The organism is Pseudomonas sp. Pseusp10, from assembly GCF_059492225.1.
The window spans coordinates 249,417-261,488 of sequence record NZ_CP168528.1 but is presented as its reverse complement, the minus strand read 5'-3'; the positions used below and the strand labels follow the sequence as shown (position 1 = coordinate 261,488).

Genomic DNA, 12,072 nt, shown 5'->3' with positions numbered 1-12,072 from the left:
TCGTTCTCCTTGAAATAGGGTGGATCAGACCGCGACCTTGTGGTCGGAAAGTCCCGGACTGCTGACGCGGTAGATTCCGATCTCACCTAACAGATTAGGCCATAGCTTACTGGCCCACCCGTGTCGATGCTGTTGATCCACGGCAAGCCGATCAATGACCTTCGCTTCACGTTCGCGACACAAGGCTTCAAAGTCCGCGAATGTACAGAAGTGAATGTTCGGCGTGTTGTACCAGGTGTACGGCAGGAACTCGGAAACCGGCATCCGGCCCTTGCTCGCCAGGTACCAGCGGCAGCGCCAGTGACCGAAGTTGGGGAAGGTGATGATGCACTGTCGGCCTACGCGCAGCATTTCCTCGAGGATCTTGTCCGGGTAGTGCACCGCTTGCAGCGCCTGGGTCATGACCACGATGTCGAAACTGTTGCTGGCAAAGTTGCCCAGGCCCTTGTCCAGGTCCTGCTCGATGACGTTGATGCCCTTGGCCACGCACTCGGCGATGTTGTCGGCGTCGTTTTCCAGGCCATAACCGGTGACTTGCTTGTTATCGCGCAGCCAGGTCAGCAGTTCGCCATCGCCGCACCCGAGGTCGAGCACGCGGCTGCCGGCGGGGATCCATTCCTGGATGATTTCCAGATCAGCTCTCATGGCTTTCTCACAACGTAATGCGGTTCATGTAATTGCCGAATGCCTGCAGGTAGCGCGGGATCGGAATCAGGAAGGCGTCGTGGCCTTGCGGTGCGTCGATCTCGAGGTAGCAGACGTCCTTGCGCGCGGCCATCAGCGCGTCCACCAGTTCCCGCGAGCGGGCAGGGGAGAAGCGCCAGTCGGTGGTGAACGACATCACGCAGAACTTGGCTTTGGCACCTTCAAAGGTTTTTGCCAGGTTATCGTCGAAGTTCGCTGCCGGATCGAAGTAATCGAGCGCTTTGGTCATCAACAGATACGTATTGGCGTCGAAGCGCCCGGAGAACTCTTCGCCCTGATAACGCAGGTAGCTTTCAACCTGGAACTCGACGCTGTGGAAGTCGTAGTTGAGCTTCTCGCTCTTGAGCCCGCGGCCGAATTTTTCGCCCATGGAGTCGTCGGACAGGTAGGTGATGTGCCCGACCATCCGCGCCAGCATCAGGCCGCGTTTGGGGATCACGTTGTGTTCCTGGAACGAACCGCCGTGAAATTCCGGGTCGGTGAGGATCGCTTGGCGCGCCACTTCGTTGAACGCGATGTTCTGTGCCGACAACTTGGGTGCCGAGGCGATGGCCAGGCAGTGACGGATGCGGTCAGGGTAGGTGATGCTCCATTGCATCGCCTGCATGCCGCCGAGGCTGCCGCCGATCACGGCCGCGAACTGGGCGATGCCGAGACGATCGGCCAGGCGCGCCTGGCTGTGCACCCAGTCCTCGACGGTCAGGACCGGGAAGTCGGCGCCGAACGGCTTGCCGGTATCCGGGTTGATGCTGCTCGGGCCGGTGGAGCCGTTGCAACCGCCGAGGTTGTTCAGGCTGACCACGAAGAACTTGTTGGTGTCGATCGGCTTGCCGGGGCCGATGCAGCTGTCCCACCAACCGGGTTTGCGGTCGTCGGGGCTGTGATAGCCGGCAGCGTGATGGTGCCCGGACAAGGCGTGGCAGATCAGCACGGCATTGCTCGCCGTGGCGTTGAGCGTGCCGTAGGTTTCGTAGATCAGGTCATAGGCCGGGAGCGAACGTCCACAGGCCAAGGCCAGCGGCTCGCTGAAGTGCGCCACTTGCGGCGTCACCAGACCAACAGAATCGGGGGGGAAGGCAGCTAGCATCGACCCTGCTCTCATTGAAATGAGGCGTAAGTCTAAAGACCGCTGGGGTTAGCGGCAAGCAATGGTCCGAGCTGATTTTTCCCGGGTAGACCAAGGCGCGGCAATCGCGAGCAGGCTCGCTCCCACAGGGGTACGCATTCCAAAGTGGGAGCGAGCTTGCTCGCGATGAACGATGACACGGTCAGTCCGCCGGGCGCACCAGATCAGGCAAATCCGGCAACTTCTTCGGCGAGCAGATCCGCACCCGTTTCTGCCGGTTCAACTCACCGCTGATCAAACTGACCTGGCTCTTGGACACGCCAAAGGCCTTGGCCAAAAACGCCATCAGATACGCGTTGGCCTTGCCCTCGACCGGCGGCGCGGTCAGGCGAATCTTCAGGCGATCGCCGTGCAGCCCGGCGAAGTCATCGCTACGGGCTGCCGGTTGCAGGTGACATTCCAGAATCAGGTCGTCACCGTCCCAGCGAAACCAGCTCACCGGGTCAGATCAACACGCGGAGGATTTGCGGCATCATGGTTATGGCGGCGAGGTTGTTGATCACCAGCATGTCGATCAGTTTGATCGCCAGAAACGCAAAGATCGGCGACAGATCAAGCCCGCCCAGGTTCGGCAGGAATTTGCGGAACGGCGCCAGGGCCGGCTCGCAGATGTCGTTCACCAGTTCGGCGCCCGGGTTATGGCTGCCCGGTGCGACCCAGGACAGGATCACACTGATGATCAGGGCAAAGAAGAAGATATTCAGGAATAGTGCGGTCACACCGATGATCGACCAGATCAGCAGCTGCAGCGGATTGCCGGTGGTGCCGTAGGTCAGCAACAGGGTCAGGGCCATCAGTGTCAGTTGCACCAGGATCGCCAGCACCAGCGAGGACATGTCCAGGCCGAACACGCTCGGGATGATCCGGCGCAGCGGTTTGAGCAGCGGCTGGGTGGCCTTCACGGCGAACTGGCAGATCGGGTTGTAGAAGTTTGCCCGCACCAGTTGCAGCACGAAGCGCATCAGCACGATCAGCAGGTACAGGCTGCCGAGGGTTTGCAGCACGTAGACCGCTGCAGTGTTCAATCCAATCATGAAAAGCTCCTTATTGACCCAGTTGTTCGGCCATCTCGGCCGAGCGATGCGCGGCAGCACCGAGTGCTTTTTCGACCATGGCTTCAAAGCCATTGGCCTGGAACGACTTGATTGCGGCTTCTGTGGTGCCCGCAGGCGAGGTGACACGGCGGCGCAGCTCGGCCGCGTCGACGTCGCTGGAGACCGCCATGTGCGCGGCGCCCAGTGCGGTTTGCAGGGTCAATTGCGCGGCGATGTCCGCCGGCAGGCCGAGTTTCACGCCGGCGGCGGTCATGGCCTCGATCAGCAGAAAGAAATATGCAGGGCCGCTACCGGAAACGGCGGTGACCGCATCCAGTTGCTGCTCCTCGTCCAGCCACAGGGCGATGCCGACCGCCGACAACAGCTCCTGGGCTTGCTGGCGTTGTTGCGCCGTGACTTGTTCGGTGGCGAACAAACCACTCACGCCCTGACGCAGCAGCGCCGGGGTATTGGGCATGCAGCGCACGATCGGCTGGGCGCCGAGCCAGTTGTTCATGCTGGCGCAGGTGATGCCTGCGGCAATCGACACCACCAGTTGATTGGGCTTGAGGCTTGGGCGAATCGCTTCGCACACGGCTTTCATTGCCTGTGGCTTGACCGCGAGGACGACGACGTCGGCGCCATCGATGGCCTGCGCGTTGTCGGCGAAGGTTTCGATGCCGTGTTCAGCGCTCACGCGGGTGCGGGTTTCTTCGCCCGGATCGCTGGCGCGGATCTGCGCCGCTTCCAGACCCTTGGCCCGCAGGCCGCCGATCAGGCTGGAGGCCATGTTGCCGGCACCGATAAAGGCAATACGCGTCTTGCTCATGTCAGGTCCTTATAAAGAGAGTTGTCAGCCATTTTCAAGGCTGGCTGTAGTCGCGAGCGCCAAACAGGGCCGTACCGATACGGACCCAGGTGGCACCTTGGGCGATGGCCGATTCGAGATCGTGGCTCATGCCCATGGAAAGTGTGTCGAGTGGCAGGTTCAGGCTGGCTTGCAGGCTTTGTACGGCAGCAAATGCAGCATCCTGGGCGGTGCGATCTTCAGTCGGCTCAGGGATAGCCATCAACCCGCGCAACTTCAAGCGCGGCAAGGCGTTGATGGCATTGGCCAGGGCCGGCAGGTCAGCCGGGGTACAGCCGGATTTGCTGGCTTCACCGCTGACGTTGACCTGAATGCAGATGTTCAGGGGCGGCAAATCGGCGGGACGTTGTTCGGACAGGCGTTGCGCGATTTTCAGGCGATCCACGGAATGCACCCAGTCGAAGTGCTCGGCGATAGCACGAGTCTTGTTCGATTGAATGGGGCCGATGAAGTGCCAGATCAAGGGCAGGTCGGCCAGTTCAAGCTGCTTGCCCAGCGCTTCCTGCAGGTAGTTCTCGCCAAAGTCGCGCAGACCGGCGGCGTAGGCTTCACGCAGGTCTTGTGCGGGTTTGGTCTTGCTCACGGCCAGCAGATGGACGCTGTTTTCGGCGCGATTGGCGGCAAGTGTTGCAGCATGGATGCGCGAACTAACTTCGAGAATGTTGTCTGCTATGGTGGACATCAAGAGGCGCCAGCGGTCTGAAGGTTCGCGGCATTCTACTGGAATTGAGAGACGCTATGGATATCACCGAACTGCTGGCATTCAGCGCCAAACAGGGCGCATCCGACCTGCACCTGTCTGCCGGCCTGCCGCCGATGATTCGGGTGGATGGTGATGTGCGGCGCATCAATCTGCCGGCCATGGACCACAAACAGGTGCAGGCGCTGATCTACGACATCATGAACGACACCCAGCGGGTGGATTTCGAAAAGCATCTGGAAACCGACTTTTCCTTTGATGTGCCCGGCGTGGCGCGCTTTCGGGTCAATGTGTTCAATCAGAACCGTGGCGCGGGCGCCGTGTTTCGTACCATCCCGTCAAAAGTGCAGAGCATGGACGAACTGGGCATGGGCGAAGTGTTTCGCAAGATGACCGACGCCCCCCGTGGCCTGGTGCTGGTGACCGGCCCGACCGGTTCCGGCAAATCCACCACGCTGGCGGCCATGATCGACTACCTGAATACCCATCGCCATCACCACATCCTCACCATCGAGGACCCTATCGAGTTCGTCCACGAATCGCGTAAATGCCTGATCAACCAGCGTGAAGTCCATCGCGATACCCGCAGCTTTGCCACCGCCTTGCGATCGGCACTGCGGGAAGACCCGGATGTGATTCTGGTGGGGGAGATGCGCGATCTGGAAACCATTCGCCTGGCGTTGACCGCCGCCGAAACCGGCCATCTGGTGTTCGGCACGTTGCACACCACGTCGGCGGCAAAAACCATCGACCGGGTGGTTGACGTGTTTCCGGGGGACGAGAAGTCGATGGTGCGCTCGATGCTCTCCGAGTCGCTGCTGGCGGTGGTGTCCCAGACCCTGGTGAAGAAGGTCGGTGGCGGGCGCATCGCGGCCCACGAGATCATGCTGGGGACATCGGCGATCCGCAACCTGATCCGCGAGGACAAGGTGGCGCAGATGTACTCGGCGATTCAGTCGGGAGGGTCATTGGGGATGCAGACGCTGGATATGAGCTTGAAGAACCTGGTGACCAAGGGGTTGATCAGTCGTGATCATGCGCAGGAGAAAGCGCGGTCGCCGGAAGGTTTTTGAGGAGGGATTCTGGCGTTTTCAAGGACGCCATCGCGAGCAAGTCGGATCGCCGCACCGTCGCTCTCACAGGGGAGCGCATTCCAATGTGGGAGCGAGCTTGCTCGCGATGGGGCCATTATGTTCGATACAGATTCAGGGCACTGAAATCAGCGCTGAACCACACGCAACTGATTCGGCTCTTTCGGCAGAACCCGCTTGGCAACCATGTAGTGGTTTTCCCAGTACGGTTTCTTCAAAGTGTCGATGGTCACCGACTTGCCACGACGTGGCGCGTGGATGAAGCGGTCGTTGCCCAGGTAAATGGCAACGTGGTTGACCCGGCGGCTCTTGATGTTGAAGAAAATCAGATCACCCGGCTTCAGGTCGTTGCGGTCGACTTTCTCCCCATGACCGCTGGCCATGGCGTTGGAGGTGCGTGGCAGGTCGAACGTGGCGTCGTTGAACGCGTATTTCACCAGGCCGCTGCAATCGAAACCTTTGCTTGGGCTGCTGCCGCCCCAACGATAGGGAGTGCCGAGGACGTTCACAGCGCGGCTCAGCACGTTGCTGCTTTCCTTGGTGCCCATCGGTGGAACCATACCGCTTTTGTCGCTGGTCAGGGTTGGAGCATATTTATCGGATTTTTTGTCTTTGCTCGAAGGAGCAGAGGCATGGGATTTTGGGGTGTAACCATTAACGTTAGGAAGACGTTGCTCACGATTGGTGGCGTGGGCGGCCAGTGGCATCAAAAGGCAAATGGTTAGCCATGTCTTGAAAAATGAACGCATTAGGCAAGGCTCTTAATAAGTTAGCGCGCAACTTTATAACAGCTTTTTTGCCGCTTCCGAGGCCGTTGGTCGATTCAACCTGGGGGGCAATGGTGGCAAAAAAGCGGCAAAATGGCGCAATTGTCGGACAGGAGTCCGGTGTTACAAGGCTTTGACGGGAGCGAAGGTAGCACCTGCCATACGTCGGGTGCCTGTAAAAAAGTCACAAAGAAATGAAGAATATTTATCTATCGTGCGAATCGAGGCCATTCATGAACCCCTATCAACAGACGATCCAGCAGCAAGACACCCACAGCAAAGTGATCGGTTACCTGCTGTGGATTTTCGGTTTTACCGGCGCTCATCGCTTCTATTACGGCAAGCCGGTGACCGGGACGATCTGGTTCTTCACCTTTGGCTTGCTGGGTATCGGTTGGCTGATCGACCTGTTCCTGATCCCATCCATGGACCGTGAAGCGGACCTGCGGTTCACCGCAGGCCCCATCGAATACAACGTGGCGTGGATCCTGCTGACGTTTCTCGGGGTGTTCGGCGTGCACCGCATGTATCAGGGGAAATGGATCAGCGGGCTGCTGTACCTGCTGACGGGCGGGTTGTTCTTTATTGGCGTGCTGTATGACTTCTGGACGCTGAATGACCAGGTTTCCGTGCGTAACGCACAGAGTCGCTGATTTCTGCGGCGAGGGGCAGGCCCTCTCGCCGCAGGGTTTTACGTCTGGTGACTGATCCAGCTATCCGTCTGCTTGAGTTACGGTCTGTGAGTGGTTACCGGAATACTTTCAGTAATTGAAGTTGAAGTGTTAAAAATGCCATTGTGCTGAAGCTGTAGAAGATTGAAATGATGAAGTGGTTTGGGGTGGCCCAGTAATTTATGCTGTCGGCGAGAACTGCAAGCGATGCAACTGCAATTATCAATGCTGATACTTTTATCAGGATTCCATTAGTATGGTGTTTGCGGACTTTTCTGTATAAATATATTTGCATCAGGTGAAATATGAATAACATTAGGCCTGCAATCAGGGTTGCACCTATTGGTATTCCGATTGAGTCTCGATCTATGTCGTAAATGCCTGTGCTCAAATTTTTTTCGATGGTAAATATTGCTACGCTGCAGGTGATCACTAAAAGCGCTGGGTAGATATAGTTCAGGTGTTTGTAGAGAGTCTTCATGTGGGCTCTTCCTGAATGCAGAGGCTCATAAGTAAGGGCTTTTATAGCACTTTTTATTTTAACCAATCATGGAGCATACCCATTTTGGCTGAGGAAGTGATGGGGGTATCGCATAGGCTCCCCAGTTGAACCCAGGGTTAACTGTAAAGCCGCCTGATTTTTCCTTGTGCCGTTTTTATATTAAATGATGCGTATTGAATCTGTATTCAATAACTTTGTAGGCTGTTTCTGTATGTTGCGAAGTTCCTTTCGTACAAATGATGAGAAGTCAGCAGTTTCTGCTCGTTGGGTAGTTTTATTCGCCATCGTTTGTAGAAATATTCTTGATGCGGCTGTGCTGTTTGGGGAAAGGCAGTGGAGGGCGGGGCAGGAGGGCGATATGACTTCTGGACGTTGAATGATCAGGTTTCGCTGCGTAACGGACAGAACAGAGGCGCCTTCCAGTAAGCCTTCGCGAGCAAGCCCGCTCCCACATTTGATCTTTGGTGTTCACAAATACTGTGTTCATTACAGAACTAATGTGGGAGCGGGCTTGCTCGCGAATGCAGGCGACGCGGTCTTACGCCTGGTGGCTGATCCGTCCATCCACCAGGGTATAACGCACCACACCCGGCAGGCTGTGGCCAATGAACGGGCAGTTTTCGCCCTTGGACAGCCATGTTTCACCGGCCACGGTCGAGGCCGCCGGGTCGAACAGCACGATGTCCGCCGCGCCACCTACCGCCAGTTTGCCTGCCGGCAGGCGCAGGGCCTCTGCAGGGCCGACGCTCAGGCGTTTCAGTAGCGTCGGCAGGTCCAGCAAGCCGTCTTCGACCAGGGTCATTGCCAGTGGCAATAGCAGTTCAACGCTGCTGATGCCCGGCTCGGTGGCGCCGAACGGTGCCAGCTTGGCGTCACGCTCATGGGGTTGGTGGTGACTGGAGATGGCCGAGATCACGCCGGATTTCACCGCGGCGCGCAGGCCCTCGCGGTCGGCGCGGGTGCGTAGCGGCGGCTGGACGTGGTACAGGCTGCTGAAGTCGATCAGGGCTTCGTCGGTCAGGATCAACTGGTACAGGGCGACATCCGCCGTGACCTTCAGGCCCCGGGCCTGGGCCTGGGCGATCAGTTCAACACCGCGGGCGCTGGTGAGCTGGCTGAAGTGCGCGCGCACGCCCGTCTGTTCAACCAGCAGCAGATCCCGGGCCAGGGCGACGGTTTCGGCGCTTTCCGGAATGCCTGGCAGGCCAAGGAAACTGGCAGTCGGGCCTTCGTGAGCCAGGCCACCCTCGGCCAGGTCGTGATCCTGGGAGTTGAAAATCACCGTCAGGTCGAAAGTCGCTGCATAGTCCAGTGCCCGACACAGGGTGCGGGTGTTGCGGAAACTCTCCAGGCCATTGCCGAAGGCCACGCAACCGGCGTCGCGCAAGGCAACCAGCTCGGCCAGCTGTTCACCGTCCAGGCCTTTGCTCAGGGCGCCAATCGGGAAGACTTTGGTGTTGCCGGCCTCACGGGCGCGGTCGAGGATCAGTTCGGCCACGGCCGAGGTGTCCAGCACCGGTTTGGTCTTCGGCGGGCAGCACAGGCTGGTCACGCCGCCAGCTGCCGCCGCGCGGGTTTCGCTGACAATCGAGCCTTTGCGGCTATAACCCGGCTCGCGCAGGGCAACGTTGAGGTCGACGAGGCCTGGAGCGGCCACCAGGCCTTTGGCGTCGATCCTGTCGACGGCGATAAAACCGGCGGGTGCAGCGCCAATGGCGACGACCTTGCAGGCTTCAATGTGGATGTCGGTCACTTGATCCAGGCCGCTGGCCGGATCGATCACGCGGGCGCCGAGAATGCTGAGCTTCACTGGGCGCTCTCCTGCTCGAATTGGCGCTGGGCAGTCTGCCCGCTCATGGCCATGGACAGCACGGCCATACGAATGGCGATCCCGTAGGTCACCTGGTTGAGGATCACCGAGTGCGGGCCATCGGCCACCGCTGACTCGATTTCCACGCCACGGTTGATCGGTCCCGGGTGCATCACGATGGCATCGGGCTTGGCCCCGGCCAGGCGCGCGGTGGTCAAGCCGAACAGGCGGTAGAACTCGCCTTCGCTCGGCAGCAGGCCGCCGGTCATGCGTTCACGCTGCAGGCGCAACATGATCACCACGTCGACGTCCTTCAGGCCTTCGGTCATGTCGGTGTAGACCTTCACGCCGTATTGCTCGATGCCGATCGGCAGCAGGGTTTTCGGCGCGATCACGCGGATGTCCGGGCAACCGAGGGTTTTCAGGGCCAGCATGTTCGAGCGCGCGACCCGCGAATGCAGGATATCGCCGACGATGGCCACCGAAAGGTTTTCGAAACCGCCCTTGTGCCGGCGGATGGTCAACATGTCGAGCATGCCCTGGGTCGGGTGCGCGTGCCGGCCGTCACCGCCGTTGATGATCGCCACTTGCGGGCAGACATGTTCGGCGATGAAGTGCGCGGCGCCGGAATCACCGTGGCGCACGACGAACATGTCGGCGGCCATGGCTTCCAGGTTGCGCAGGGTGTCGAGCAGGGTTTCGCCCTTGCTCGCCGATGACGTGGACACGTTGAGGGTGATCACGTCCGCGGAGAGCCGCTGGGCCGCCAGTTCAAAGGTGGTGCGGGTGCGGGTCGAGTTCTCGAAGAACACGTTGCACACGGTCTTGCCGCGCAGCAACGGGACTTTCTTCACGGCCCGGGCGCCGACTTCGAGGAAGGAGTCGGCGGTGTCGAGGATTTCCGTCAGCAGCTCGCGGCGCAAACCGTCGAGCGAGAGGAAATGGCGCAGCTGGCCCTGATCATTGAGCTGCAGCGGGCGCTTGGTTTCTAGAGGCGTCATCGCAAGGGGGACTCTCAATAGGGCGAATTAAAGGGCGAGGTCTTGCAGTTCGAGCGCGAGCTCGGGGCCGGACAGCTTCACCCGTTCGTGGGCCGCCAGCGACAGTGTGGCGCCAACCACGTTCGGGCGGATCGGCAATTCGCCGGCGTCCAGGTCCAGCAGGCACACCAGCGTCACGCTGGCCGGGCGGCCGTAGTCGAACAGTTCGTTCATGGCGGCGCGGATGGTCCGGCCGCTCATCAGCACGTCGTCGATCAGCACCAGGTGCTGGCCTTCGATCTCGAACGGCAGCGCCGAAGGGCGAACCTGCGGGTGCAGGCCGCTCTGGCTGAAATCGTCGCGGTAGAAGGACACGTCCAGGGTGCCGAGGGGCTCCGCGCTGCCCAGTTCCTTGAGCAGGGCCTGGGCCACCCAGACGCCACCGGTGCGGATGCCGATGAAACGCGGGTCGCTAATGCCTCGTTTGGCCAGATAAGCGTCAAGTCGGGTCGCCATCTGGCTGATCAGTTCGGCGGGATTGGGCAGGCTCATGGTTGCTCCTTCTTGGGCCCGAGCCAGGTGGTGCTTTTGGTGGCTCGGGTGGTTGTAGCTAAGAGAGACGCATCGCGGCTCTTCAGGATTCGAACAGTGCGCCATTCTCGTCGAGCCAACCTTGCAGCAGCAGGGCGGCGGCGATGGCATCGACCGGGTTGTCGCGATAACTGCCTTTCTGGCCGCCACGGGCCAGGCGTTCGCCCTTGGCCTCGAAGGTGGTCAGGCGTTCATCGTGGGTATAAAAGGGCAGGTTGAAGCGGCCGTTCAGGCGCCGGGCGAACTTTTCCGCGCGGGCGCACATGTCACTGGGCGTGCCGTCCATGTTCAACGGCAGGCCGACCACCACGGCATCGGGCTTCCACTCTTTGATGAGGGCTTCGACCTGGTTCCAGTCAGGAATGCCGTTCTGCGCCTTCAGGGTGCACAGCTCGCGAGCCTGGCCGGTAATGACCTGGCCGACCGCAACGCCGATCTGTTTGGTGCCGTAGTCGAATCCGAGAATCAGCCGCAGGGCCATCAGGCGTGCCCCGCCTGGCTGGTCAGCAGGCTGAGGTTGACACCCAGGTGCCTGGCCGCCGCTTCCAGGCGCAGCTCGCTGCTGGTGTTGAACAGGATGTCGGCGTCAAACGGGCAGGTCAGCCAGGCGTTCTGCGCCAGTTCGGCCTCCAGTTGCCCGGCTTCCCAACCGGCATAGCCGAGGGCAATCAGGCTTTTTGCCGGGCCGACGCCGTCAGCGATGGCGAACAGTATGTCCTGGGTGGTCGACAGGGATAACTCGTCTTCCAGATCAACGGTTGCCTGGAAACTCAGCCCCTTGGGGTGCAAGACGAAGCCGCGATCGGTTTGCACCGGGCCGCCGATGAAGATCGGTACATGCTGGCAGAGCGCTGGCGGTTCGATATCCGGGCGCAATTGCTCAAGGATATCGGCCAGGTTCAGCTCTTGCGGACGGTTGACCACCAGCCCCATGGCACCATTGGCCGTGTGCTCGACGATGTAGGTCAAGGTGTGCGCAAAGTTCGGGTCGGCCATGTGCGGCATGGCGATCAGGAATTGATGCTTGAGGTAGCTGGGGTTGACGTTTTTCATGAGCGTTAGTGTGGCGTTCGAGGGGCGAACTGACAAGCTGGGGATGCATAGGAAATGCCTCAAATCCCCACTGACGACTTGGATTCCTGTGGGAGCGAGCTTGCTTGCGATGGCGGTCTGGCAGTCGACACCTTTGTTGAATGTGAAGTTGTCATCGCGAGCAAGCTCGCTCCC

General features: G+C 59.9%; 15 protein-coding genes. 2 read left to right on the top strand and 13 right to left on the bottom strand.

The genetic code is table 11. The features are described 5' to 3' along the window. Nucleotides 1-24: 24 nt before the first annotated feature. The 6 genes from metW to ACEN8Z_RS01115 form a co-directional block, all read right to left on the bottom strand. On the bottom strand, nt 25-645 hold the full coding sequence (gene metW / locus ACEN8Z_RS01140) for a methionine biosynthesis protein MetW (RefSeq protein ID WP_007975398.1): 621 nt from the start codon (nt 643-645) through the stop codon (nt 25-27). A gap of 7 nt (nt 646-652) precedes the next feature. Next, entirely contained in the window at nt 653-1,792 is a 1,140-nt protein-coding gene (gene metX, locus ACEN8Z_RS01135) for a homoserine O-succinyltransferase MetX (protein ID WP_495596527.1), read from the bottom strand. A gap of 181 nt (nt 1,793-1,973) precedes the next feature. Beyond that, on the bottom strand, nt 1,974-2,270 hold the full coding sequence (locus ACEN8Z_RS01130; protein WP_442096271.1) for a DUF167 domain-containing protein: 297 nt from the start codon (nt 2,268-2,270) through the stop codon (nt 1,974-1,976). A 4-nt stretch (nt 2,271-2,274) separates the two neighbouring features. Then, nucleotides 2,275-2,865 (bottom strand): YggT family protein, encoded by a 591-nt coding sequence (locus ACEN8Z_RS01125; RefSeq protein ID WP_495596526.1) that lies wholly within the window; start codon nt 2,863-2,865, stop codon nt 2,275-2,277. Nucleotides 2,866-2,875: 10 nt separating this feature from the next. Further along, nucleotides 2,876-3,694 (bottom strand): pyrroline-5-carboxylate reductase, encoded by an 819-nt coding sequence (gene proC / locus ACEN8Z_RS01120; protein ID WP_495596525.1) that lies wholly within the window; start codon nt 3,692-3,694, stop codon nt 2,876-2,878. A gap of 34 nt (nt 3,695-3,728) precedes the next feature. Further along, nucleotides 3,729-4,415, bottom strand: a complete 687-nt coding sequence (locus tag ACEN8Z_RS01115; RefSeq protein ID WP_495596524.1) for a YggS family pyridoxal phosphate-dependent enzyme — start codon at nt 4,413-4,415, stop codon at nt 3,729-3,731. 56 nt (nt 4,416-4,471) lie between these two features. Between ACEN8Z_RS01115 and ACEN8Z_RS01110 the strand changes: the two genes are divergently transcribed. Beyond that, entirely contained in the window at nt 4,472-5,506 is a 1,035-nt protein-coding gene (locus tag ACEN8Z_RS01110; protein WP_007995442.1) for a type IV pilus twitching motility protein PilT, read from the top strand. Between the two features lie 146 nt (nt 5,507-5,652). Here the strand turns inward: ACEN8Z_RS01110 and ACEN8Z_RS01105 are convergent, their stop codons facing one another. Beyond that, on the bottom strand, nt 5,653-6,273 hold the full coding sequence (locus ACEN8Z_RS01105) for a C40 family peptidase (protein ID WP_495596523.1): 621 nt from the start codon (nt 6,271-6,273) through the stop codon (nt 5,653-5,655). Between the two features lie 251 nt (nt 6,274-6,524). Here ACEN8Z_RS01105 and ACEN8Z_RS01100 point away from each other — a divergent pair, with 251 nt between their 5' ends. Beyond that, complete coding sequence (locus tag ACEN8Z_RS01100) at nt 6,525-6,944, top strand: NINE protein (RefSeq protein ID WP_007995439.1); 420 nt, start codon at nt 6,525-6,527, stop codon at nt 6,942-6,944. A 94-nt stretch (nt 6,945-7,038) separates the two neighbouring features. On the opposite strand, the gene ACEN8Z_RS01095 is transcribed toward ACEN8Z_RS01100, so the two are convergent. The 6 genes from ACEN8Z_RS01095 to ACEN8Z_RS01070 form a co-directional block, all read right to left on the bottom strand. Continuing rightward, entirely contained in the window at nt 7,039-7,443 is a 405-nt protein-coding gene (locus ACEN8Z_RS01095) for a hypothetical protein (protein ID WP_495596522.1), read from the bottom strand. A gap of 559 nt (nt 7,444-8,002) precedes the next feature. Then, complete coding sequence (locus tag ACEN8Z_RS01090; RefSeq protein WP_495596521.1) at nt 8,003-9,274, bottom strand: dihydroorotase; 1,272 nt, start codon at nt 9,272-9,274, stop codon at nt 8,003-8,005. Further along, nucleotides 9,271-10,275, bottom strand: a complete 1,005-nt coding sequence (locus tag ACEN8Z_RS01085) for an aspartate carbamoyltransferase catalytic subunit (protein WP_495596520.1) — start codon at nt 10,273-10,275, stop codon at nt 9,271-9,273. Before ACEN8Z_RS01085 ends, ACEN8Z_RS01090 begins: the two co-directional genes overlap by 4 nt. Before the next feature lie 27 nt (nt 10,276-10,302). Beyond that, nucleotides 10,303-10,806: a bifunctional pyr operon transcriptional regulator/uracil phosphoribosyltransferase PyrR gene (pyrR, locus tag ACEN8Z_RS01080; RefSeq protein WP_008019953.1), complete on the bottom strand. Its 504-nt coding sequence runs from the start codon at nt 10,804-10,806 to the stop codon at nt 10,303-10,305. An 82-nt stretch (nt 10,807-10,888) separates the two neighbouring features. Then, nucleotides 10,889-11,326, bottom strand: a complete 438-nt coding sequence (ruvX, locus tag ACEN8Z_RS01075; RefSeq protein WP_108229625.1) for a Holliday junction resolvase RuvX — start codon at nt 11,324-11,326, stop codon at nt 10,889-10,891. Further along, nucleotides 11,326-11,898: a YqgE/AlgH family protein gene (locus tag ACEN8Z_RS01070; protein WP_033052118.1), complete on the bottom strand. Its 573-nt coding sequence runs from the start codon at nt 11,896-11,898 to the stop codon at nt 11,326-11,328. Before ACEN8Z_RS01070 ends, ruvX begins: the two co-directional genes overlap by 1 nt. Nucleotides 11,899-12,072: the final 174 nt, after the last annotated feature.

What these genes read in the sequence shown, in the direction of transcription:
- ruvX (WP_108229625.1), bottom strand. Translation starts at nt 11,326, where the DNA reads ATGGCCCTGCGGCTGATTCTCGGATTCGACTACGGCACCAAACAGATC.
- metW (WP_007975398.1), bottom strand. Translation starts at nt 645, where the DNA reads ATGAGAGCTGATCTGGAAATCATCCAGGAATGGATCCCCGCCGGCAGC.
- ACEN8Z_RS01125 (WP_495596526.1), bottom strand. Translation starts at nt 2,865, where the DNA reads ATGATTGGATTGAACACTGCAGCGGTCTACGTGCTGCAAACCCTCGGC.
- ACEN8Z_RS01105 (WP_495596523.1), bottom strand. Translation starts at nt 6,273, where the DNA reads ATGCGTTCATTTTTCAAGACATGGCTAACCATTTGCCTTTTGATGCCA.
- ACEN8Z_RS01115 (WP_495596524.1), bottom strand. Translation starts at nt 4,415, where the DNA reads ATGTCCACCATAGCAGACAACATTCTCGAAGTTAGTTCGCGCATCCAT.
- ACEN8Z_RS01100 (WP_007995439.1), top strand. Translation starts at nt 6,525, where the DNA reads ATGAACCCCTATCAACAGACGATCCAGCAGCAAGACACCCACAGCAAA.
- ACEN8Z_RS01085 (WP_495596520.1), bottom strand. Translation starts at nt 10,275, where the DNA reads ATGACGCCTCTAGAAACCAAGCGCCCGCTGCAGCTCAATGATCAGGGC.
- pyrR (WP_008019953.1), bottom strand. Translation starts at nt 10,806, where the DNA reads ATGAGCCTGCCCAATCCCGCCGAACTGATCAGCCAGATGGCGACCCGA.
- ACEN8Z_RS01110 (WP_007995442.1), top strand. Translation starts at nt 4,472, where the DNA reads ATGGATATCACCGAACTGCTGGCATTCAGCGCCAAACAGGGCGCATCC.
- ACEN8Z_RS01095 (WP_495596522.1), bottom strand. Translation starts at nt 7,443, where the DNA reads ATGAAGACTCTCTACAAACACCTGAACTATATCTACCCAGCGCTTTTA.
- metX (WP_495596527.1), bottom strand. Translation starts at nt 1,792, where the DNA reads ATGCTAGCTGCCTTCCCCCCCGATTCTGTTGGTCTGGTGACGCCGCAA.
- proC (WP_495596525.1), bottom strand. Translation starts at nt 3,694, where the DNA reads ATGAGCAAGACGCGTATTGCCTTTATCGGTGCCGGCAACATGGCCTCC.
- ACEN8Z_RS01070 (WP_033052118.1), bottom strand. Translation starts at nt 11,898, where the DNA reads ATGAAAAACGTCAACCCCAGCTACCTCAAGCATCAATTCCTGATCGCC.